General features: G+C 48.2%; 17 protein-coding genes. 3 read left to right on the top strand and 14 right to left on the bottom strand.

From position 1 onward, the window contains the following. Positions 1-75: 75 nt before the first annotated feature. The 3 genes from LOZ80_RS32250 to ftsE form a co-directional block, all read right to left on the bottom strand. Positions 76-1,266 (bottom strand): murein hydrolase activator EnvC family protein, encoded by a 1,191-nt coding sequence (locus tag LOZ80_RS32250; RefSeq protein WP_238168396.1) that lies wholly within the window; start codon positions 1,264-1,266, stop codon positions 76-78. Positions 1,267-1,535: 269 nt separating this feature from the next. Then, a complete protein-coding gene (gene ftsX / locus LOZ80_RS32245; RefSeq protein ID WP_238168395.1) occupies positions 1,536-2,453 on the bottom strand; it encodes a permease-like cell division protein FtsX in 918 nt (305 codons plus the stop codon). Further along, complete coding sequence (ftsE, locus tag LOZ80_RS32240; protein WP_189016359.1) at positions 2,443-3,129, bottom strand: cell division ATP-binding protein FtsE; 687 nt, start codon at positions 3,127-3,129, stop codon at positions 2,443-2,445. Before ftsE ends, ftsX begins: the two co-directional genes overlap by 11 nt. A 254-nt stretch (positions 3,130-3,383) precedes the next feature. Here ftsE and LOZ80_RS32235 point away from each other — a divergent pair, with 254 nt between their 5' ends. The 3 genes from LOZ80_RS32235 to LOZ80_RS32225 all read left to right on the top strand — a co-directional run bounded on the left by LOZ80_RS32235 (position 3,384) and on the right by LOZ80_RS32225 (position 6,548). After that, positions 3,384-4,826 carry a VanW family protein gene (locus tag LOZ80_RS32235; RefSeq protein WP_238168394.1) on the top strand — a complete coding sequence of 481 codons (1,443 nt, stop codon included), beginning with the start codon at positions 3,384-3,386 and terminating at the stop codon, positions 4,824-4,826. Positions 4,827-4,916: 90 nt separating this feature from the next. Continuing rightward, the gene (locus LOZ80_RS32230) at positions 4,917-5,648 is read left to right on the top strand and encodes an HAAS signaling domain-containing protein (protein ID WP_238168393.1); all 732 of its coding nucleotides are present in this window, start codon (positions 4,917-4,919) and stop codon (positions 5,646-5,648) included. 3 nt (positions 5,649-5,651) lie between these two features. Beyond that, positions 5,652-6,548, top strand: a complete 897-nt coding sequence (locus LOZ80_RS32225; RefSeq protein ID WP_238168392.1) for a DUF4097 family beta strand repeat-containing protein — start codon at positions 5,652-5,654, stop codon at positions 6,546-6,548. A gap of 49 nt (positions 6,549-6,597) precedes the next feature. Here LOZ80_RS32225 and argH read toward each other — a convergent pair whose 3' ends face one another. The 11 genes from argH to hpf form a co-directional block, all read right to left on the bottom strand. Then, the gene (gene argH, locus LOZ80_RS32220; protein WP_238168391.1) at positions 6,598-8,013 is read right to left on the bottom strand and encodes an argininosuccinate lyase; all 1,416 of its coding nucleotides are present in this window, start codon (positions 8,011-8,013) and stop codon (positions 6,598-6,600) included. Between the two features lie 72 nt (positions 8,014-8,085). Continuing rightward, the gene (locus LOZ80_RS32215; protein WP_079415071.1) at positions 8,086-9,324 is read right to left on the bottom strand and encodes an argininosuccinate synthase; all 1,239 of its coding nucleotides are present in this window, start codon (positions 9,322-9,324) and stop codon (positions 8,086-8,088) included. A 43-nt stretch (positions 9,325-9,367) separates the two neighbouring features. Further along, positions 9,368-10,327: an ornithine carbamoyltransferase gene (gene argF, locus LOZ80_RS32210; protein ID WP_189016345.1), complete on the bottom strand. Its 960-nt coding sequence runs from the start codon at positions 10,325-10,327 to the stop codon at positions 9,368-9,370. Between the two features lie 30 nt (positions 10,328-10,357). Beyond that, on the bottom strand, positions 10,358-11,554 hold the full coding sequence (locus LOZ80_RS32205) for an acetylornithine transaminase (RefSeq protein WP_238168390.1): 1,197 nt from the start codon (positions 11,552-11,554) through the stop codon (positions 10,358-10,360). 164 nt (positions 11,555-11,718) lie between these two features. Then, positions 11,719-12,489 carry an acetylglutamate kinase gene (gene argB / locus LOZ80_RS32200; RefSeq protein ID WP_238173178.1) on the bottom strand — a complete coding sequence of 257 codons (771 nt, stop codon included), beginning with the start codon at positions 12,487-12,489 and terminating at the stop codon, positions 11,719-11,721. A 45-nt stretch (positions 12,490-12,534) separates the two neighbouring features. Continuing rightward, complete coding sequence (gene argJ, locus LOZ80_RS32195) at positions 12,535-13,761, bottom strand: bifunctional glutamate N-acetyltransferase/amino-acid acetyltransferase ArgJ (protein WP_238168389.1); 1,227 nt, start codon at positions 13,759-13,761, stop codon at positions 12,535-12,537. Positions 13,762-13,791: 30 nt separating this feature from the next. After that, positions 13,792-14,841 (bottom strand): N-acetyl-gamma-glutamyl-phosphate reductase, encoded by a 1,050-nt coding sequence (gene argC, locus LOZ80_RS32190; protein ID WP_238168388.1) that lies wholly within the window; start codon positions 14,839-14,841, stop codon positions 13,792-13,794. A 482-nt stretch (positions 14,842-15,323) separates the two neighbouring features. Then, the gene (locus tag LOZ80_RS32185) at positions 15,324-16,193 is read right to left on the bottom strand and encodes a YitT family protein (RefSeq protein ID WP_443146992.1); all 870 of its coding nucleotides are present in this window, start codon (positions 16,191-16,193) and stop codon (positions 15,324-15,326) included. Between the two features lie 112 nt (positions 16,194-16,305). Then, positions 16,306-17,425, bottom strand: a protein-coding gene (gene prfB, locus LOZ80_RS32180; RefSeq protein ID WP_238168387.1) for a peptide chain release factor 2 whose coding sequence is annotated in 2 segments (ribosomal slippage) — positions 16,306-17,352 and positions 17,354-17,425 — 1,119 coding nt in all. Because the reading frame shifts where the segments join, the coding sequence is not laid out codon by codon here. Between the two features lie 69 nt (positions 17,426-17,494). After that, a complete protein-coding gene (gene secA, locus LOZ80_RS32175) occupies positions 17,495-20,014 on the bottom strand; it encodes a preprotein translocase subunit SecA (protein WP_238168386.1) in 2,520 nt (839 codons plus the stop codon). 236 nt (positions 20,015-20,250) lie between these two features. After that, complete coding sequence (gene hpf / locus LOZ80_RS32170) at positions 20,251-20,799, bottom strand: ribosome hibernation-promoting factor, HPF/YfiA family (RefSeq protein WP_238168385.1); 549 nt, start codon at positions 20,797-20,799, stop codon at positions 20,251-20,253. Positions 20,800-20,945: the final 146 nt, after the last annotated feature.

Below are 20,945 nucleotides of genomic sequence, written 5' to 3'. Positions count from 1 at the left end.
CTTTTTCCTAAACCCATTTGAGTTCGCCTGTTTGTAGTATATGACAAGCTATTCCCATTTTATAACCAAGTTGTCCTAGCGTAAGTACGGTTTAGGATCTCTAGGAACTTCATTGAGTCTGACCTCGAAATGTAAGTGATTTCCTGTCGATTGTCCCGTCGAGCCAACACCGGCAATTTTCTGCCCGCGTTTAACGACGTCTCCGACTTTGACATAGATACCGTCATTCATGATATGTCCATACAACGTCCAGAGGCCATTACCATGGTTCACAATAATGCAATTGCCATAACCGTTCATCCATGAGGCATAAATAACCGAACCATTCTCTGCAGCCAGAATGCCAGTCCCTTTCGGAGCCCCCAAATCGATGCCTTTATGACTCTCTGCTTTACCCGTTACCGGATTAATCCGATCAACGAAATCAGAGGTTAGAGGCGCTTGAGCCGCTAATGGATAGCCCAATTTCCCACCTGTGTAGGTAAAAGGAGATTTAGCTTTGCTGGCAGCCCGCTTCTTCTCCTGAAGATCGGCTTCCTGCTTCGCAATTTGCGTAATCTGCTTATCGCTTTCTTCTGAAATATCTTCAAGAACTTTCTCCTGCTTGGACAAGGAGGCAATCTTAACTTCTTTAGCCTTCTCCTTGGCTTGCAGTTCATCTCGAAGGGCATCCGCATTGGCGTACAGAATCTTCACCTGTTCAAGCTGCTTCTCTGTTTCTTCTTTCTTCAGAGTGACAGTTTCTTTATCTTTCTTATTCGACTCTAGTATCTCTTTATCTTGATTCACAATCGACTTCAAAGCTTCTATACGATTCAAGAAATCATTAAAACTGGTCGCGCTAAGCAGCACGTCCATATAAGAAACAAAGCCATTCATATACATTAAGCGAACACGGGATTTGAGCATGCTGTCGCGGCTTTCCACGCGCGCAACCGCTTCGTCCAACTGCTTGGCATTCAGTTCTAAATTATCCGAAACTTGATCAATCTGCTCATTTAAATTCGTCAGTTTCTTGCTAGCTTCATTGACCTGATTAAGAAGGGTATTCATATCCTTCGTCGTCTGATCTTTTTCCGTTTGTACCTTGGTAATTTGGTTCTGTGCGTCACTCGCCTTCTGCTGCGCTTCCGCTTTCTGTTTCTTAAGCTGAGTCAACTGCTGATCGATCTTCTCCGTTGTAGAAGCGGCATATCCCGCATATGGAACCGCGAGCGAAGCCGCAATCCCAAGTGTCAACACCAAGGGTAGAATCTTCTTATTCAAGCACGTAGCCTCCCCATCATCAATAACCTGATGAATCATTATGAATCTTATATTCTGCGAATCTCTTAATCTTTGAATCTATGAAAACATAAATAAAAGCTTTAAAAATCGGCTTTCAGAACCGAGAAGGTTGGATGAAAATGAGGGCAGGAGGAACGGAGTGTAGCGAGCTACATGAGTACCACAGTGCCCCATTTTCATTCAAGATTCGATGCCGAGTACGCTTCCAGAAAAGCCTCGTTATCAAAGTCGGTTTTAAAAGCCACCATTTAAACGCGAAGGAATTTGCGGACGGAGATTAGGGAACCCCAGATTCCAATAACCATTCCAATCCCTAACAATAGCACCGCCATCGTAGGAGCAATCCTTCCAAAAGGCGTCAATTCAATCATAAGCAGATTCAAGTTCAACGAACTCAAATGAAGCAGCTTCCAGTAGCCCCCCAGGATCAGCGCGGCCGGAATAACCGAACCGATGAAACCAAGCAAGGCGCCTTCTATAAAGAACGGCCAACGAATAAACGAATTCGTCGCCCCCACCATTTTCATAATCGAAATTTCTTTGCGACGGGCTAAGATCGTAATTTTGATCGTATTGGCAATCAGGAAAACAGCTGTGAAAGACAATAAAATCACGATGCCAAAGCCAACCCAGCGGGCAATTTGCGTCACTTTAAATAAAGCTTCCACCGTGCCTTTGCCGTAGTTCACTTTATAAATGGGCTTAGGATCTTTGCCGATGTTCAAAGCGCTGATTTGATCAGCAACCGCGGCTACATTTCTCGGGTCATCCACTTCAATCGTGAAAGCATCGTTCAGCGGGTTGTTGTCACCCTCGAATCCATCCAGCAAGGCTTTCCCGCTATCGCCAAGCTTCTCGCGCAAATACACTAATCCTTCTTCTTTGGAAACGAATTTGGTCGATTTGACCTCGTTGATCCCTTTGATTTGGGATTGTAACGTATCTATTTGCTCTTGCGAAGTATTGACCTCGAGATACACATTAATTTCTACCTGATCTTCAATCTGGGCAGCAATATCATTCACATTCAATGTAATAAGAACAAAAATTCCTAGAATCAATAAAGAAATGGCAATAGAGCTGATCGAAGCAAATGTCATCCAACCATTTCGGACCACATTTCTTGTGCCTTCTCGCAAGTGACGCGCAGCCGTGCTAATCTTCATAACCGTATTCCCCCCGTAGCTGGTCGCGAGCAATAAGGCCATTCTCGATTGCAATAACTCGTTTACGCATCGTATTCACGATCTCTTTGTTATGCGTAGCCATGACTATCGTCGTGCCGCGGAAATTAATTTCCTCCATCAATTTCATAATGCCCCATGATGTTTCGGGGTCGAGATTTCCTGTCGGTTCATCGGCGATAATGACGGATGGGTTGTTAATTATTGCCCGGGCAATCGCTACGCGCTGCTGCTCGCCTCCAGAAAGCTGTGACGGCAGCGAATTCGCCTTGTCCTTGAGCTTCACAAGCTCGAGCACTTCCATCGTGCGTTTCTTGATTTGTTTCTTAGGCGCTTCAATAACTTCCATAGCGAAAGCTACATTTTCAAGAATAGACAGCTTGGGAAGCAAGCGATAATCCTGAAAGATGACGCCAATATTGCGGCGCAAATAAGGAATCTTGCGTTGTTTCAGCTTTTCTAGATTAAACCCATTGACGAAAATCTGCCCTTTGGTCGGCCTTTCTTCTCTATACATCAACTTCATAAATGTCGATTTACCTGCGCCGGAAGGTCCAACAACATAAACGAACTCGTTGCGGTCCACTTTTACATTAATCCCTCGCAATGCATGAGTGCCGTTGGAGTACGTTTTCCATACGTCCTGCATTTCGATCACAATATCACATCCTAATATAGGGATCTTTGAGCGGAGCTCAAAGTCTCTCTGCTTTATTGATAGCCTATATCCATTCGACACAAAAGCGGATATTCCTTCTAAAAACGCATTGAAATTCATGCGGAATACCGTCATTATAACATGATTTGTACATAATTCACCCGAATAAGGATTTAGTAATAAAATGATGCCAAAGAAGATACATATAGTAGTACATGCCCGTAACTCATTCGTATGTAAAGGAGCCACTAGACATGTCATACCCTTTCGCAAAAATTACCCTCTATGCATCGATTCTTGCCGGACTGCTAAGCGCCTTTGGCATAGCTCTCTATGTCTACGGATCTCAGGCTACTCTACCAGCGAATTTCTCTGTTGCAGGCTGGCGTGTCGGAGGTATGCCCTATGAAGCCTTCCAACAACAATTACAACAACGACTGGAGCTGCTCACTGCCTATCCAATTCAAATAGAAACCTCTTACCCTGATATTCCCAACAGACAATTAACACTAGGTCAGCTAGGTATTCATTTTCAAACTGAAGCGCTCACAAATTCCCTTGAACAACTGTTCCAAAGTTCCCCTCTCCATCGCATCCAAGCTCGCTGGACCTTGCGCCATGCCGCTATCCCATTAGAGGTTTCCGTCAATGAAACACAGCTCAGTTCAGAGGTAAAAGGGGCTTGGCAAACGCTCTATGCACAGCAACCCGCTCCAGCCAAAAGATTAGTGACCCCACAAGATTCAATTCTCTATGAACCCGAGCGAAAAGTGCTGCGTGTCGACTTTGCCCACTTATCCGAACACTTGCTAGAAGTCACGCCATCTGTCTCCACCATTCACAATGCCGCTCCCATACGACTGACTCTTCCTCTATATGAGGAAAGTCCGCCCACTACCGTTGAGAATTTGAAGCAGCAAGGCATCGATGGTAAAATATCAGAGTTCACGACCTCTTTTCCAACGTCAGGGGAAGGCCGTATTCACAACATTCGCTCGACAGCGGAATCCATTCAGGATTTGCTCATGGCCCCAGGAGAAACCTTTGACTATAGTAAAATCATTGCACAAACCGAAGCCAAATATGGCTACAAGGAAGCCCCGGTTATTCTCAACGGCAAGCTCGTCCCGGGTATTGGAGGCGGTATCTGCCAAGTGTCAACGACCCTGTATAATGCTGTTCTGCGAAGTGGCCTTGAAATTATAGAAAGGCGCAATCATTCACTGCCCGTTAGCTATGTCCCGCTTGGGCAGGATGCCACTTTTGCCAACGGTTATATTAACTTCAAATTTCGCAATAATACAGATACGTATTTATTAATACGAACCATTACGACAGACCAGGCGGTTACCGTAAAGCTTTTCGGACATATGTCACCAGGAATCACATACGATATCGACTCATCTATAGTGGAAACCATCCAGCCACCAATCAAATACTTGCATAATCCGAGCCTCCCGCTTGGAGCTACTAGGTCTGTCAGCATCGGTAAAGCTGGCTATAAAGTAGAAACTTATCGCACAAAGAAGGAAAACGGCATACTTGTGAAAAAAGAACTAATCTCTAAGGATCAGTATTCACCAGTTCCTACCTTAATCGCAGCCAATCGTGGTGATATCAAACCGGAAGAAGGCCTGCCCAATGAATCCAAGCAGCCAATCCTCGAAGATGGGGTAAAGGGACCTTCCTTTCGTTAATTACTAAGGTCATGTGACTGTAGTTACTAGGTCACTATGACTTTTTTTTATTATGATGAGAGTACGGAATAGCAAACAGGAGGTTAAACGATGAGTAAAATCGATTATTTCAAAGAATTAAACTATCGACTGCGCGGACTTCCCGAGAAGGAGCGCCAAAATATATTGTCTGTCTATGAAGAATTATTTCAAAAAGCGCTTGAAAACGGGAAACAGGAGGACGATGTGGCTGAATCGCTAGGCTACCCGCGCATACCTCAGTGGGATGGGCAGAAGGAAGCGCCAAGCAGCCAACAAGACCCAGCAGGCAGCACATTCACTGAGCCCGTAGAGAAGAAGGCATATACCAAGCAGGAGCCAGTTCCAGTTCCAACACCAACACCAGCACCAGCACCTACAAAGGCCCCTGAAACGAACGGATTTCCGCCGTATACGCCGCCTTATCAAACGAACCCGTATGCAAATAATGCCCCCTATCCTTATCCGGTGAAGCCGGAAACTGGAATTAAGGCAATTATCGTGAGCATTGGGCTTGGCTTTTTCAACCTTATCTTCATCGTTGGACCCTGGTTCGGTATATTCGCGACCTTGATCGCGTTATTTGTTTCAGGGTTTGCGCTAATTATCGCACCCATCATCGAAGTTATCACTACCTTTACGGGAGCCTTCGACAACGATATGCGCTTTATCGGATTCGCCATGCTCGCTTTGTTTGGCTTGGGAATCATTTTAACGACGTTCAGCTCCTGGCTGTTCAAAGTTTTCTTCAAACTCACTTGGACATATATCCAATTCAATGCCAAATTGATAAAGGGGGCGTAAGCCATGAAACGTGGACCTAAATTTTTCTTACTGATTGGTTTTGCCTGCTTGGCCATTGGGCTTATTGGAGCAGCTGTCTCTTTCAAAAGCGTCGACCTGAACGAGGGAATAGCCAACATCGATATCGAAAAGAAAATTTCCGCCGCTAACATCGATACGTTAATTCTCCAAAATGATATCTCCGGGATCACCTTTGTTCCGAGCAATTCGGATGAAATTAAAGTGCACTTGGTAGGAACAGTAGGGGAAAAGGCTGCCAAAGATTGCGTCATTGATGCAGCTACGGAAGGAAATAACGTGTGGCGGGTAAATGTTGCTACGCATAAAAAAAATCAAATTAACATTGGCATTAGTTTGTCCGAGCTAAAAAGCCTGATTGCCAGCCACGGCAAACAGCTAAAAACAGAAATCTCGCTTCCCGATAAAATGTTCAAAGCTATCACCATTTCTTCCGATACAGGAGCTATTAATCTCAAAGAAATCAAGGCGGCAAGCTTGGAAGCATCCACAGATACAGGCAATATTTCTATAGACCGTTATGAAGGAAAGCAGCTTAATCTACGAACGGATACAGGAAACATTACCGTCGACAATGGTCAGGGCAATGTGGCTTTAAGAACAGATACCGGTAGTATTACAGCGAAATTAAACGATATCGGTGATTCCGTTTCGCTGCAATCGGACGTAGGCAGCATTCGCCTTAAATTGGATCCCGCTCCGAAGAACGCAAGTTTTGATTTAAGATCGGATATAGGCAATGTTAATCTAACTATTCCAGGTGTCAATATGGAGCGCAACGAGAATAGTGGGCGTCATTCGGCCAAAGGTTCCATCGGTGACGGCAGCAAACAAGTGAAAGTGCAAACCGATACGGGTTCCATCTCAGTAACCAACAACTAATAATAAAGCCTTCATTCCCATCGAAACCGATGAGTTTGAAGGCTTTTGTTTATTTGCTTTTTTCTAGAAAAGCTTGCAGCCACTCGTTGGATTGAACCAAAACTTGCTCCGCACGAGCGATCGCTTCTGTCACTTGGTTGCTTGCTGTTCCACCAAAGACATTACGCGCATTGACCACTTGCTCCGGTTGTAAAACTTGATAAATATCGGATTCAAACAGTTCTGAGAACGTTTTGAATTCCTCGATGCTCATATCGAGCAAATATTTGTGGTTCTGGATGCAGTGCAAAACGGTTTTACCGATCACTTCGTGCGCTTGGCGGAAAGGCAGACCTTTGTTAACAAGGTAATCTGCGATATCCGTAGCGTTGGAGAAATCTTGGTTAACCGCTTGTCTCATACGATCCGTGTTGACCTTCATCGTAGCGACCATCGGAGCGAACAATTGCAGCGCCCCTTGCAGGGTGCGCACGGTGTCGAACATGCCTTCTTTGTCTTCCTGCATGTCCTTGTTGTAAGCCAGCGGCAGCGACTTGAGCACGGTCATCAGACCGAACAAGTTGCCGTAGACGCGGCCGGTTTTGCCGCGGACGAGCTCCGCCACGTCCGGGTTCTTCTTCTGCGGCATGATCGAGCTGCCGGTACAGAAAGCATCGTCGAGCTCGACGAACGCGAACTCGGTCGAAGACCACAGCACCATCTCCTCGCTGAAGCGAGAAAGGTGCATCATGATCATGGACGCGTTAGAGAGGAACTCCAGGATGAAATCGCGGTCGCTGACCGCATCCAGGGAGTTCTCGTACACGCGTCCGAACCCGAGCTGCTCCGCCACGAAATGGCGGTCGATCGGGAACGTCGTGCCGGCGAGCGCGCCAGCGCCAAGCGGCAAAATATCTACGCGCTTGTAGCTGTCCTGCAAGCGCTCCAAGTCGCGCTGGAACATGCTGACGTAGGCCATCAAGTGATGTGCGAAGAGGATCGGCTGCGCACGCTGTAGATGCGTATAACCCGGAACAATCGTATCAATGTTGTTTTTGGCTTGGTCGATCAGTGCTTCCTGCAGCTTGATCAGATGTCCGACAAACTCAACAACCCGCTTGCGCAGGTAAAGATGCATATCCGTTGCCACTTGATCATTGCGGCTGCGGCCCGTATGCAGCTTGCCGCCAACAGGACCAATCAGGTCGATTAGTGTTTTCTCGATATTCATATGAATATCTTCATTCTGAATCGTGTACTCGAGTTCGCCGCGGCGGATCATACCTTGGACTTGCAGCAGGCCGTCTTTGATCTTCTCTACGTCTTCAGCAGGCAAAATACCGCATTTGCCCAGCATCGTCACATGCGCCAAGCTGCCTTGAATATCTTCCTCAGCCAACTCTTTATCAAATGTAATCGATGCTGTATATTCTTCGACCAATTGGTCGGTTTGCTTCGTAAATCGTCCACCCCAAAGCTTTGACACGTTGCACTACCCCTCTCTAATGGACAGCCCAAAGGCTTTCCACAGTGGGAAAGCCCTTGAAAGACTGCGAACTTATTTCTTCGCGTTTTGCTCCACGCCGGAAGATACTTTCAAACGAAGCGCGTTCAAGCGGATGAAACCAGTTGCATCGCCTTGATCGTATGCTTTCGTCGGATCTGCTTCCATCGTTGCAATATCTGGGTTGTATAGGGATACTGGGCTTTTGACGCCAGCGCCGATTACATTGCCTTTGTATAGTTTCAAACGCACTGTACCTGAAACGTTCTTTTGGCTTTCTGCCACAAGCGCTTGAATCGCCAAACGCTCAGGGGCAAACCAGAAGCCGTTGTAAACCAGTGTCGCATATTTCGTAATCAAGGAATCACGAAGGTGCATCACATCACGATCCATCGTGAGGGATTCCATTTTGCGGTGAGCCGTGAAAAGGATCGTACCGCCCGGAGTTTCGTACACGCCGCGGCTCTTCATGCCAACGAAACGATTCTCAACCATGTCCACACGACCAATGCCGTGCTTGCCGCCGATTTCATTCAAAGTTTCCATCACTTGCAGCGGAGTCAATTTGGCTCCGTTGATCGCTACACAGTCACCTTTATCGAACTCAAGCTCAATGTATTCCGCTTCATTCGGAGCGTCTTCTGGAGCTACGCTCAAGACGTACATGCCTTTGTTGTCGTCATGTGCAGCATCGAACCAAGGATCCTCCAACATGCCGCTCTCGAAGGAGATGTGCAGCAGGTTGCGGTCTGTGGAATACGGCTTCGCCGCCGATGCCGTCACCGGAATGCCATGCTTCTCGGCATAGGCGATCATCTCTGCGCGGCCTGGGAACTCCTCGCGGAATTGCTCCAAACGCCAAGGCGCGATAACGGACAGCTCAGGCGCCAGCGCCGCTGCTGTAAGCTCGAAGCGCACTTGGTCGTTCCCTTTGCCGGTTGCGCCATGCGCAATCGCTGTTGCGCCTTCAGCGCGGGCGATCTCGACCATGCGCTTCGCGATCAACGGACGCGCAATGCTCGTGCCGAGCAGGTATTGTCCTTCATACAGAGCGCCCGCTTGGAACATCGGGTTGATGAAATCCTTCGCGAATTCATCGCGCAGGTCGTCGATGTAGATTTTGGATGCGCCGGTTTTCAGCGCTTTTTCTTCCAGACCGTCGAGCTCATCTTTTTGCCCGATATCCGCTGTGAAAGCGATGATTTCCGCGTCATAAGTCTCTTTTAACCATTTCAAAATTACCGATGTATCCAGTCCGCCGGAATAAGCGAGTACGATTTTTTCCTTAGCCATGTCTACTAATCTCTCCGTTTCTAATTCTGTTGATTGCTAGCAATTATATCATTGTCGCGGCCATAATAGCCTTTTGCGCATGAAGACGATTCTCTGCTTGGTCAAAAATGATCGAATGCGCGCCATCAATAACGCCCTCGCTCACTTCTTCCCCACGATGGGCTGGCAAGCAGTGCATGAACAAGTAATCTTGTTTCGCATACTTCACAAGCGCTTCGTTGATTTGGAAATTTTTGAAAGCGACTTCGCGTTCCTGCTGCTCCGCTTCAAAGCCCATGCTTGCCCATACGTCGGTATAGACGATATCGGCATTCTCAATCGCTTCGCGCGGATCGCGCGTAAGCAGCACGCTGCCGCCGGATTGCGCAGCATTTTCCTTGGAAATCTGAATCACTTCCTGGTCCGGGTCATACCCTTCCGGTGAAGCAATCGCGAAGTCCATGCCCAGTTTGCTCGCGCCCATCATCAGGGAATGAACCATATTGTTGCCATCACCGATGTAAGCAACCTTAATCCCTTTCAAGCGGCCTTTCTTCTCCAGAACCGTTTGATAATCGGCCATCACTTGGCAAGGGTGCGCATAATCAGTCAGCCCATTGATAACTGGAACCGTTGATCCACGCGCAAGATCGATCACTTTACGATGTTCATAAGTACGAATCATAATGCCATCAAGGTAACGCGACAACGTTTGCGCCGTATCCCAAACGGTTTCTCCGCGTCCAAGCTGCAGGTCATTTTTGCTTAAAAATAACGCCTGACCTCCGAGCTGGTACATCCCAACTTCAAAAGATACACGCGTACGCGTCGATGATTTCTCGAAAATCATCCCCAGCGTTTTACCCGCTAAGACAGCATGAGGCTCTCTGGCCTTCTGCTTGCGTTTAAGCTCAATACCATAGTGAATTAAGTATTCGATTTCTTCCGGTGTATAATCAACCAAAGCAAGAAAATCTTTGCCCTTCAGTTGGGCAGCCATTTCTTCTTGTAAGGTACTGTTCATTTCATCCAACCTCTCTGCGTTTAACTCTGTCTAAATGCTGCTGATGGTCGATGCCTTCTGGGAGAGGACACCGCACACTACGTCGAGTGCTTGATCTAAATCTGCTTGCGGTATCGTCAAAGCCGGCACCAAACGAATCACGTTCGGCCCTGCCGGAATAACCAGCACACCTTGTTTGTGAATCTCACTGATAATGTCTCCAGCTGGTTGAGTGCATTCGATACCGATAAGAAGTCCAACACCGCGAATCTTCGCGATTAATGGATTGCCGGCAAGCTTGCTTTCCAGCTTCTTCACCGTGTACTCGCCTAATGCTGCCGCGCGTTCAGGCAATTTCTCCGAAATAATCGTGTCCAACGCCGCATGAGCCGCAGCCGTAGCAATCGGTGTTCCACCGAATGTCGAGCCGTGACTGCCAGCGCTGAAAGCTTCAGCCAAATGCGCTTTGCCCAGCATAGCACCAATCGGGAAACCACCGCCAAGACCTTTGGCCAAAGTGAAAATATCCGGCTCCACGCCGTAGTGTTCATATGCGAATAATTTGCCCGTACGTCCGATACCTGTTTGGATTTCATCCACAATCAACAGCAAATTCTCTTGTTTGCACAGCTCGGCAATCTGCTTCACGAATTCCGGATCAGCCGGCAGAACGCCGCCTTCGCCTTGAACCATTTCGAGCATGATCGCACATGTTTTATCATTCACGAGACTGCGTACAGCCTCGATATCGTTATAAGGCGCATAAACGAAACCGCCAGGAAGCGGATGGAAGCCTTCCTTTACTTTCTCCTGACCTGTGGCGGTCAGTGTAGCCAACGTACGTCCGTGGAACGACATGTTGAACGTGATAATCTCATACCGACCATTGTTGAGCACCTTCTGCGAGTAGCGACGCGCTAATTTGATCGCTGCTTCATTCGCTTCCGCACCCGTTGAACAGAAAAATACCGCGTCCGCACAGCTGTTATCCGTAAGCAAAGTGGCCAACTTTTCCTGATTCGGAATATGAAAAAGATTGCTCACATGCCAAAGCTGATCCAGTTGTTCAACTAGCTTCTCTTTCACCGCTTGAGGCGCGTGTCCGAGGTTCGTCACCGCGATACCGCTCATCAAATCGATGTACTCCTTGCCTGTGTCATCCCACAGTCGGCTGCCTTCCCCCTTCACCAATGTAATCGGATATCTGGCGTAAGTTGGAAAGAGCGAGCTTTTTCCCGTTTCTGTCATGTACATTCCCTCCTTAGTGGTTATTCCAATGCGCACTTTTGTGCGTATTGATTACGATTCTTTAAGTGATGTCCTATAGATAATTGCTGCTATTTCATCAGCCTTACGGCTTCTCGCATACCGCTTAAAGCGTGGATTCGCACACTTTAAGCGCGTAAATCATGCTAACGCACAATCCGTGTACCAATACCGGTGCCTTTCAGCACTTTGCTCAGCACATTCGGCTCAGAACCATTCACGATAACAACTTCCTGCACCTTACCCTGTATACAAGCAATCGCTGCACGGACCTTAGGGATCATGCCCCCGTAGATCTCACCGCTTACGATCATGTCTTCAATCTCTGCTACACTTACAACCGGCAGCACCTGCTTCTCGCCGTCCACCGTCTTCATGATGCCTGGAACGTCTGTCACAACAACCATCTGCTCAACACCGAGATGAGATGCAACAGCTCCAGCTGCCGTATCCGCATTGATGTTGTAACGCTGCCCGCCATCTGCGCCAAGTCCCACCGGTGCAATGACAGGTATATAGCCCATATTCACGATTCCCTGAATCAATTCAGCGTTAACCTTGGTTACATCGCCAACCAGACCTACCTCGTGACTATTCGCCACCGGCTTCGCTTCGATCAAATGTCCATCTACACCGGACAACCCGAGCGCTGCTGCACCCGTCAATTGAATGCGGCGGACAATTTCCTTATTGATCTGGCCGGAAAGCACCATCTCCACAACGTCCAACACCGCTTCACTCGTCACCCGCAGACCGTTCACGAATCCAGACTCAATGCCGAGCTTCCCCAGCGTCTCCGAGATGGCAGGTCCGCCGCCGTGTACGATGACAGTCACGATGCCTTCCTCTTGAAGCTGACGCATATCTTCAAAAAAGCTGGACGGCAAAGCCGCAAGCGTGCTCCCGCCGCACTTCATCACAAAACAATTGTTCTTCACAGCCGTTCGTTCCCCTTTGCTTTCTTATGTGCGATAAGCCGCATTGATCCGCACATAATCATATGTCAAATCGCAGCCCCAGCCTGTTGCCTTGCCAGTGCCCATATGCAAATTCACGTGAATTTGAATCGTATCTGTTTTCAAATAAACAAGCGCCGCTTCCTCGTCAAACTTCACTGGACGAGACTGCTCCAACACCGCGATATCGCCAAGACGAATATCGACCGTGTTTACGTTCACCGGCTGGCCGGAGTAACCGACAGCAGCAATGATCCGACCCCAGTTGGCGTCAGCTCCGTATACAGCCGACTTCACCAGGCTAGATCCGATGATCGACTTGACGATCTTGCGAGCCGCCTCATCGCTCTCCGCGCCGACTACCGTCGTCTCGATCAGCTTCGTCGCGCCTTCGCCGTCGCGCGCAATCGCTTTGGCGAGGTATTCGCCAACGTACTGGAACCCTGCCGCGAACGCTTCCCAATCCGGATGCTCCGGATTCAAAGCTTCGCCGCCGGCCAGCCCGCTAGCCATCACCACGACCATGTCGTTGGTGCTAGTATCTCCGTCAACGGTGATCATGTTGAAGGTGCTGTCCGTAATCCTGCTCAGCAATTGCTGCAGGTGTACGCTCTCAATCGGCGCGTCGGTTGTCATGAAACCGAGCATCGTCGCCATGTTCGGGTGAATCATCCCCGAACCCTTGGCTGCCCCGGCAATATGGACTTCCTTGCCGCCTACCACAACACGGACACACGTCATCTTCTGCGTAAGATCCGTTGTCAGGATCGATTGGCAGAAGTCTTCGCCGCCGTCTGCTTTCACACGGCCCGGCAGCTGCTCGATGCCGCTGAGCACCTTGCCCATCGGCAATAACTCGCCGATGACGCCTGTGCTCGTCACGCCGACGTGATGTTCCGCCACGCCTAGCGCCTTCGCGCTGGCGGCTCGCATCGCGCGCGCGTCCTGCTCGCCTTGCTCGCCGGTGCACGCATTGGCGTTGCCGCTGTTGACGATCATCGCCTGCAGCTTACCGCTGTGCGCGATGCTTTCTTGCGTCACGCGAAGCGGCGCCGCCTGGAATGCATTCAGCGTGTACACGCCCGCCGCCGCTGCTGGCACTTCACAGACGATTGCGCCCAAATCATAGCGCTCCGTCTTCTTCAATCCACAGTGCAGACCGCCTGCACGAAAGCCTTTCGGCGTCGTAACCGTGCCCTCTGGCACGACAGTAAAGCTACCTTGCTCTAGCATGTTCGTTCTTCACCTATCCTCATCTTCGCGTTATGGATACACCGGTGCGAACAACAGCCCTGTCGTTTCGTCCCAGCCCTGCATAATATTTAAGTTCTGAATCGCCTGACCTGCGGCGCCTTTCACCACATTATCAATGACCGAAACAATGGTCACACGTCCTGTACGTTCATCCACAGCAAAACCGATGTCACAATAATTCGAGCCGAAAACTTCTTTCGTAGAAGGCAGTTTGCCATTCTTGCGAATACGCACAAACTTCCTGCCTTCATAATACTGGCTATACAGCTCTACGAAATCTTCCAGCGTATGCTCCCCATTCACAGAGGCATACATCGTAGCCATAATTCCACGAGTCATCGGCACAAGGTGCGTGGTGAACGTCGTAATCACCGGCTTGCCGGCAATCCGACTAAGCGCTTGCTCAATTTCCGGAATATGCTGATGTTTATTCACTTTATATGCGGTTAAATTCTCATTCACTTCGGAATAATGAACACCCAAACTCACGCCTCGGCCAGAACCGGAAACGCCGGATTTAGCATCAATAATAATCGTTGAAGGGTCGATCCAACCCGCTGCAACAGCAGGTACCAGACCAAGCAGCGTAGCTGTTGGATAACAACCAGGGTTCGCGATCAGATCGCTCCCTTTCACTTCGTCTCCGAACACTTCGGACAGACCGTAGATCGAACGAGCCAGCGCCTCTTCGGAAGCAGCCGGTTTTTTGTACCATTTCTCATAATCCGCAGACGACTTCAATCTCAAATCTCCGGAAATATCGATCACTTTCAATCCAGCTGCCAATAATTTCGGTGAAAGCTCTGCACTCACACCCGCTGGCGTTGCCAGGAAAACAACATCTGCTTTACCTGCGATAAGGTCAACATCCAATACATCAAGCACATCCAGAACGATTTCCTGCAAATGTGGAAAATGCTCCGCAAGCGGTGCTCCGGCATTCGAAGTCGAGATCACCGAAGTTACTTGAACTAACGGGTGCGCCTGCAATAAACGAATTAACTCTGCACCACCGTACCCTGTGGCGCCAATAATAGCCGCTCTTATGCCATGACTCATTTGAATTTCCCCCAGACGTCCTCAAAATATATGTATTATTATACAGTCGTATACATAATAACTCAATCAATTTTTTCGTGCGTTTTTTGACAATAAATCGGTTTTTTATCACGTCTTTTCAAGGACTTTTTGGATTTATCGCAAAGTCCTGCGCAAACCGGTTATCTCCGCAGAAATATACATAATATGCATCAAATTCACGCATCAATTGCATAAAAAAACCTCGAAAACAGCGTCATATTACGGATTGCTTCTATTATCCCAAAACGAGCAGTAAACAAGCAAATTTTGTCTATGTGAGCTAGACGATTTGGCTCGAATGTGGGTAACTATTAGCCTTATCCACAGCTTATCCACAATTTGCCCACAAGTTATTTGCAATTGAGTATAGTTATACACAAAACACACCCGATCCCCCGTCGCTTCCCCCAATCCAAAAAAAAGCCGCACTCGAGTGCGGCTTTCCTCCACTATTCCCTAAGCTAGGCATGTCTCTTGAAACCCTCGCCCAGCACCTCATTCGTTTCACTCAAAATGACAAAAGCTTGCGGGTCCACCGATTGCACTAATGTTTTCAAACGGCTAACCTCGTTCTGTTTCACGACCACCATCATAACCGTGCGGGATTCCCCTGTGAATCCTCCCGATCCATTCAACTCGGTAAGTCCCCGATCCAAATCATATAAAATCGCTTTGCGAATAGCCTCCGTATGATCCGAAATGATAAAGGCTACTTTGGCATAGTTGAAGCCTAGTTGTACGACATCTATCGTTTTCGTTGTGACAAACAAACCGATCATGCCATAAAGCGCATTCTCCGGTGTGAAAATCAAAGCTGAGCTTATAATGACTAAACCATCAAAAACGGCTACTGAAAAACCTAGGCTTAAACCGGAGTATTTATGGAGGATTTGAGCAGCCAAACCCAATCCACCCGTCGAACCCCGTCCGCGAAAAACGATGCCTAACCCAAGTCCGACTCCCATCCCTCCATAGACGGCCGCTAATAAAGGATTCTCCGTAGGCACACCTAGATGGCTGGTAACAAGCACGCATAGTGGAAAAATAACCGATCCAACCGCAGCCTTCACCCCAAACTGCCCACCCAGCAACCACAGCGCCAATAGGAAAATGGGTATATTTAATGCCCACTGTGTGATCGCAGGGTTCAGATTCGTCATATGCTGCACGATGGTTGAAATCCCCGAAACCCCTCCAGTGGCAATCTGATTTGGATTCAAGAAACTATTAAAACTCGCAGCCATGATAAGCGAGCCAATAACTAATAACGTATATTCCAATACGGTATGGGAAGGACTTCCGATCCGTATCCTCGGTTCTTTTCTGGGCACGAGCAGCCCTCCTCTCACAAAAAATCCTACACCTTCTAAGGTGTAGGATGATCGTCTATGGCTTCAGGTATGCGCAGTTTTCCTGAGCGCAACACAATGCGCCCTGTTCCAACTACACTTCACTATCCGGCTTCCGAATCTGATGACGTAGATAAGCATCAATGAACGTATCGAGATCTCCATCCATTACCGCGCCTACATTACCTGTCTCCGCCGAAGTTCTGTGATCTTTGACCATGCTATAGGGATGAAACACATAGGAACGAATTTGGCTGCCCCAGCCAATGTCAGATTGCTCGCCGCGAATCTCAGCCAGATGCTTTAAGTTCGCTTCGATCTTCTTCTCATACAGCTTGGAGCGGAGCATTTTCATCGCTTTCTCGCGGTTCTTGATCTGCGAGCGCTCTTGCTGACAGCTCACCACGACACCGGTTGGCATGTGCGTAATCCGCACGGCCGAATCCGTGGTGTTGATGTGCTGACCGCCGGCGCCGCTGGCACGATACGTATCGATTTTGAGATCCTCGGTGCGGATCTCAACCTCTGTATCGTCCTCAATCTCCGGCATGATGTCGCACGACACGAAGGACGTGTGACGCCTTCCTGAGGCATCGAACGGCGAGATGCGGACGAGCCGATGCACGCCCTTCTCCGCCTTCAAATAGCCGTAGGCGTTGAAGCCTGTGATCTGCAGCGTGACGCTTTTCACGCCGGCTTCGTCGCCGGGCAAATAGTCGAGGACCTCGACTTTGTAGCCCCGCTTCTCCGCCCAGCGGCGGTACATGCGCAGCAGCATCTCCGCCCAGTCCTGCGACTCGGTGCCGCCGGCACCGGGATGCAGCTCAAGAATAGCATTCAGCCGGTCATACGGCTGATTCAGCAATAAACCAAGCTCGAACGTTTCGAGCTTCTTCTTAAGTGCGGCGATGCCATCCTCAATGTCGGCCGCCAACCCCGCATCGGCTTCCTCTTCCTCGAGCTCGACCATGACCTGCAGGTCATCGAACGCGTTCGAGAAGCCATTGAATTCATCAACGACACTTTTGATGACGTTGAGGTCGGCGATGGTCTTCTGGGCACGTTCGTTATCGTCCCAGAAGTCCGGCGCCCCCATTTTTTCCTCAAAATCACCGATCGCTTCCAACTTATGATCTAAGTCAAAGAGACCCCCGTAATTCGGTTAGTCGCTTCGCTGTTTCTCTCAAGTCTTGTTTTACTTCTGGTTCCAGCATGTCTTACACCTCTTTATTCTCTTGTGCCCCTACAATTCGGGTTAATTAGCCGCAGCCCGGTAATCCTGCTTAGCTGCCTTGGCCATGGCACTGTTTGAACTTCTTCCCGCTGCCGCAAGGACATGGGTCATTGCGCCCGATACGCTGCTCTTCGCCGCGCACCAATGGTTTCTTGCCGCCAGCTTCGTTCTTCGTATCCACCGCTTGACCTTCGGCTACCGCTTGGCGCTCCAGGTTGCTTTGAACGTGAGCTTTCATGATGTACATCGCGACTTCTTCGCGGATGTTGTCAATCATCTCCTGGAACATTTCGAAGCCTTCAAATTGGTATTCACGAAGCGGATCCGTACCGCCGTATGCACGAAGGTGGATACCTTGGCGAAGCTGATCCATGGCATCAATATGATCCATCCATTTGCTGTCTACCGCACGAAGAGCGACAACCTTCTCGAATTCACGCATGAATTCAGCGCCGATTTCTTCTTCACGCTCATCGTATCGTTTGCTGACAAGAGCTTGAATAAATTCAATAATCTCTTCTTGCTCTTTGCCCCACAGATCTTGATCCGTAATTTGTGCATCATCATGCAGCAAATTGTTGTTCACGAAGTTAGCCACTTCTTGAATTTCCCACTCTTCCGGAATCTGCTCCTCCGGACAGTGCGCTTTCACCACGCGCTCAATCACAGAAGTAATCATACCTTCGATGACTTCACGAATGTTGTCGGACTCCAGAAGCTCGCGACGTTGTTTATAGATAATACCACGCTGTTGATTCATTACATCATCGTATTGCAGAACGACTTTACGTACGTCGAAGTTGTTGCCCTCTACGCGTTTTTGCGCCGATTCTACTGCGCGGGAAATTAATTTGCTCTCGATCGGCTGATCTTCTTCCATCCCGAGGCGGTCCATCATCGCCATGATATTTTCCGCGCCAAAGCGTTTCATCAGTTCATCCTCTAGGGAGAGGTAGAACTGGGAAGAACCAGGGTCACCTTGACGGCCTGCGCGTCCACGCAGCTGGTTATCGATCCGTCTGCTTTCATGACGTTCTGTACCTATAATATGCAGTCCGCCTGCGTCATGTACGCCTTCACCAAGCACAATGTCCGTACCGCGGCCCGCCATGTTCGTCGCAATCGTCACAGAGCCCGGTTGGCCTGCGCGTGCTACAATTTCAGCTTCCTCCGCATGATACTTCGCATTCAATACTTTGTGCTGAACACCTTTCTTCTTGAGCATATCCGATAAGACCTCGGAATTCTCAATTGAAACGGTACCGACTAGAACCGGTTGATTCAGCTTATGACGCTCTAAGATTTGCTCAACAACTGCTCTGAATTTACCCATTTCTGACTTGTACACCACATCCGGCATATCCTTACGGATCATCGGACGGTTCGTCGGAACAATGATAACTTCAAGACCATAAATCTTCTTCAGCTCTTCCTCTTCCGTCTTCGCTGTCCCCGTCATCCCCGCCAGCTTGCGGTACATCCGGAAATAGTTCTGGAACGTAATCGTTGCGAGCGTCATGCTCTCATTCTGAACTTGCAGCTGCTCTTTGGCTTCAATCGCCTGGTGCAGCCCATCGCTATAACGACGGCCTGTCATAATACGGCCTGTAAATTCATCAACAATCATGACTTCGTCATCTTGTACCACATAATCCACATCGCGTTTCATAATGAAACGTGCTTTAAGCCCTTGGGTCACGTGATGATTAATATTCACATTCTGATGATCGAATAAGTTCTCGATACCGAAAGCTCGCTCCGCCTTCGCTACCCCTTCTTCTGTAAGTGCCACTGAGCGCACTTTAATATCTATCGTGTAATCTTCTTCTACTTTTAATGTGCTCACGAAACGGTCAGCCGCGTAATACAAATCCGTAGACTTCGCAGCTTGTCCGGAAATAATCAACGGTGTTCTCGCCTCATCGACTAGGATGGAATCAACCTCATCGATAACCGCAAAATAAAGCGGCCGCTGAACCATTTGTTCTTTGTAAAGCACCATGTTGTCACGAAGATAGTCGAAACCATATTCGTTATTCGTTCCATACGTAATATCACAAGCATAAGCAGCTTGTTTCTCTTCGTGAGACAAATCATGCAGATTTACCCCAACCGTCAAACCAAGGAACTCGTAGATTTGGCCCATTTCGCCGCTATCCCGCTGTGCCAAATAGTCATTGACCGTAACCACATGAACCCCTTTGCCAAGCAAAGCGTTCAAATATACAGGGAGCGTTCCAACGAGCGTTTTCCCTTCCCCTGTTCTCATCTCCGCGATACGGCCTTCATGCAGCACCATACCTCCGATAAGTTGAACATCATAATGACGTTTACCCAGTACACGCAAACCCGCTTCTCTAACTACAGCAAAAGCTTCCGGCAGCAAATCATCCAGTTCCTCGCCTTTTTCCAAGCGGTTTCTGAACTCAACTGTCTTGCCTCTTAACTCTTCATCGGATAGCGGCTTAATAGTAGCCTCAAGCTCATTGATGTAATCAACCGCTTTAAGCATCCGTTTAATTTCCCGTTCATTGGAATCACCAAAAATTTTCTTCACTAGTCCTAGCATCGGTGAACCCCTTTCTATTGCATTCGTATCCTTAAATTGTACCACTTTTGACAGCCTTGCCGCAACAAACGCTCATGCCTACTTACTTATAAACTGTCCATATCCTGTAAAAAGATCAGCTTCTTGCTTATTTAAGTAGTATTGATTCGAAGTTTAAAATGAATGCATATAAAAAAGCTTAATTCGACAGAATCGAATCAAGCTCATTTTGAGGGAAAGTATAAGGGCTAAATTTCTTAAATAGCTGGTTCTATAAGTCCGTATTTACCATCGTTACGTTTATAAACGACATTTACCGTGTCTGTGTCCATATTGGAGAAAACAAAGAAGCTATGCCCAACCATGTTCATTTGAAGAATTGCTTCTTCCACATCCATCGGTTTCAAATCAAAGCGTTTGTTCCGAACCAATTCAAAATCTTCTTCCTCATCCACATAGGTGACAGCGGAAGTTTCAACTTTAAATAGGTCACGCTTGCCGCCCTCTTGGCGAATTTTGCGGTTTGTTCTCGTTTTGTGTTTGCGAATTTGGCGTTCCAACTTGTCCACAACTAAATCAATGGAAGCATACATATCTGTATTGCGTTCCTCAGCTCGGAGCAGCACGCCCGTCAGTGGAATGCTAACCTCAATGGATTGCAGCCCTTTAATCACGCTTAATTTCACTTGTACATCAGATGTAAGGGGGGCTTCAAAATACCTCTCAAGTCTGGTCAATTTCTTGTCCACATAGTCCCTAAGGGCTTCAGTTACTTCAAGGTGTTCTCCGCGTATGCTAATCATCATAGTTAAACATCTCCCTTCCTTACTTACAGTATACTACATTCCACCCTCATCTTCATAATTCCTTTAAATTCCGCGCTAAGTTGTGCAAAAAAAACACCCTAGGATTATTTCCTAGAGTGTGCTCTTAGATGTATACAAGCGGTACC

The organism is Paenibacillus sp. HWE-109, from assembly GCF_022163125.1.
Classification (GTDB): domain Bacteria; phylum Bacillota; class Bacilli; order Paenibacillales; family NBRC-103111; genus Paenibacillus_E.
The sequence above is the reverse complement of the archived record's forward strand: the minus strand, read 5'-3'. Positions and strand labels throughout refer to the sequence as shown.

Excerpts from the sequence above, each read along its gene's own strand:
- ftsX (WP_238168395.1), bottom strand. The coding sequence starts at position 2,453 with ATGAAGATTAGCACGGCTGCGCGTCACTTGCGAGAAGGCACAAGAAAT.
- LOZ80_RS32235 (WP_238168394.1), top strand. The coding sequence starts at position 3,384 with ATGTCATACCCTTTCGCAAAAATTACCCTCTATGCATCGATTCTTGCC.
- LOZ80_RS32230 (WP_238168393.1), top strand. The coding sequence starts at position 4,917 with ATGAGTAAAATCGATTATTTCAAAGAATTAAACTATCGACTGCGCGGA.
- LOZ80_RS32225 (WP_238168392.1), top strand. The coding sequence starts at position 5,652 with ATGAAACGTGGACCTAAATTTTTCTTACTGATTGGTTTTGCCTGCTTG.
- LOZ80_RS32215 (WP_079415071.1), bottom strand. The coding sequence starts at position 9,324 with ATGGCTAAGGAAAAAATCGTACTCGCTTATTCCGGCGGACTGGATACA.
- argF (WP_189016345.1), bottom strand. The coding sequence starts at position 10,327 with ATGAACAGTACCTTACAAGAAGAAATGGCTGCCCAACTGAAGGGCAAA.
- LOZ80_RS32205 (WP_238168390.1), bottom strand. The coding sequence starts at position 11,554 with ATGACAGAAACGGGAAAAAGCTCGCTCTTTCCAACTTACGCCAGATAT.
- argB (WP_238173178.1), bottom strand. The coding sequence starts at position 12,489 with ATGAAGTGCGGCGGGAGCACGCTTGCGGCTTTGCCGTCCAGCTTTTTT.
- argJ (WP_238168389.1), bottom strand. The coding sequence starts at position 13,761 with ATGCTAGAGCAAGGTAGCTTTACTGTCGTGCCAGAGGGCACGGTTACG.
- argC (WP_238168388.1), bottom strand. The coding sequence starts at position 14,841 with ATGAGTCATGGCATAAGAGCGGCTATTATTGGCGCCACAGGGTACGGT.
- secA (WP_238168386.1), bottom strand. The coding sequence starts at position 20,014 with ATGCTAGGACTAGTGAAGAAAATTTTTGGTGATTCCAATGAACGGGAA.
- hpf (WP_238168385.1), bottom strand. The coding sequence starts at position 20,799 with ATGATGATTAGCATACGCGGAGAACACCTTGAAGTAACTGAAGCCCTT.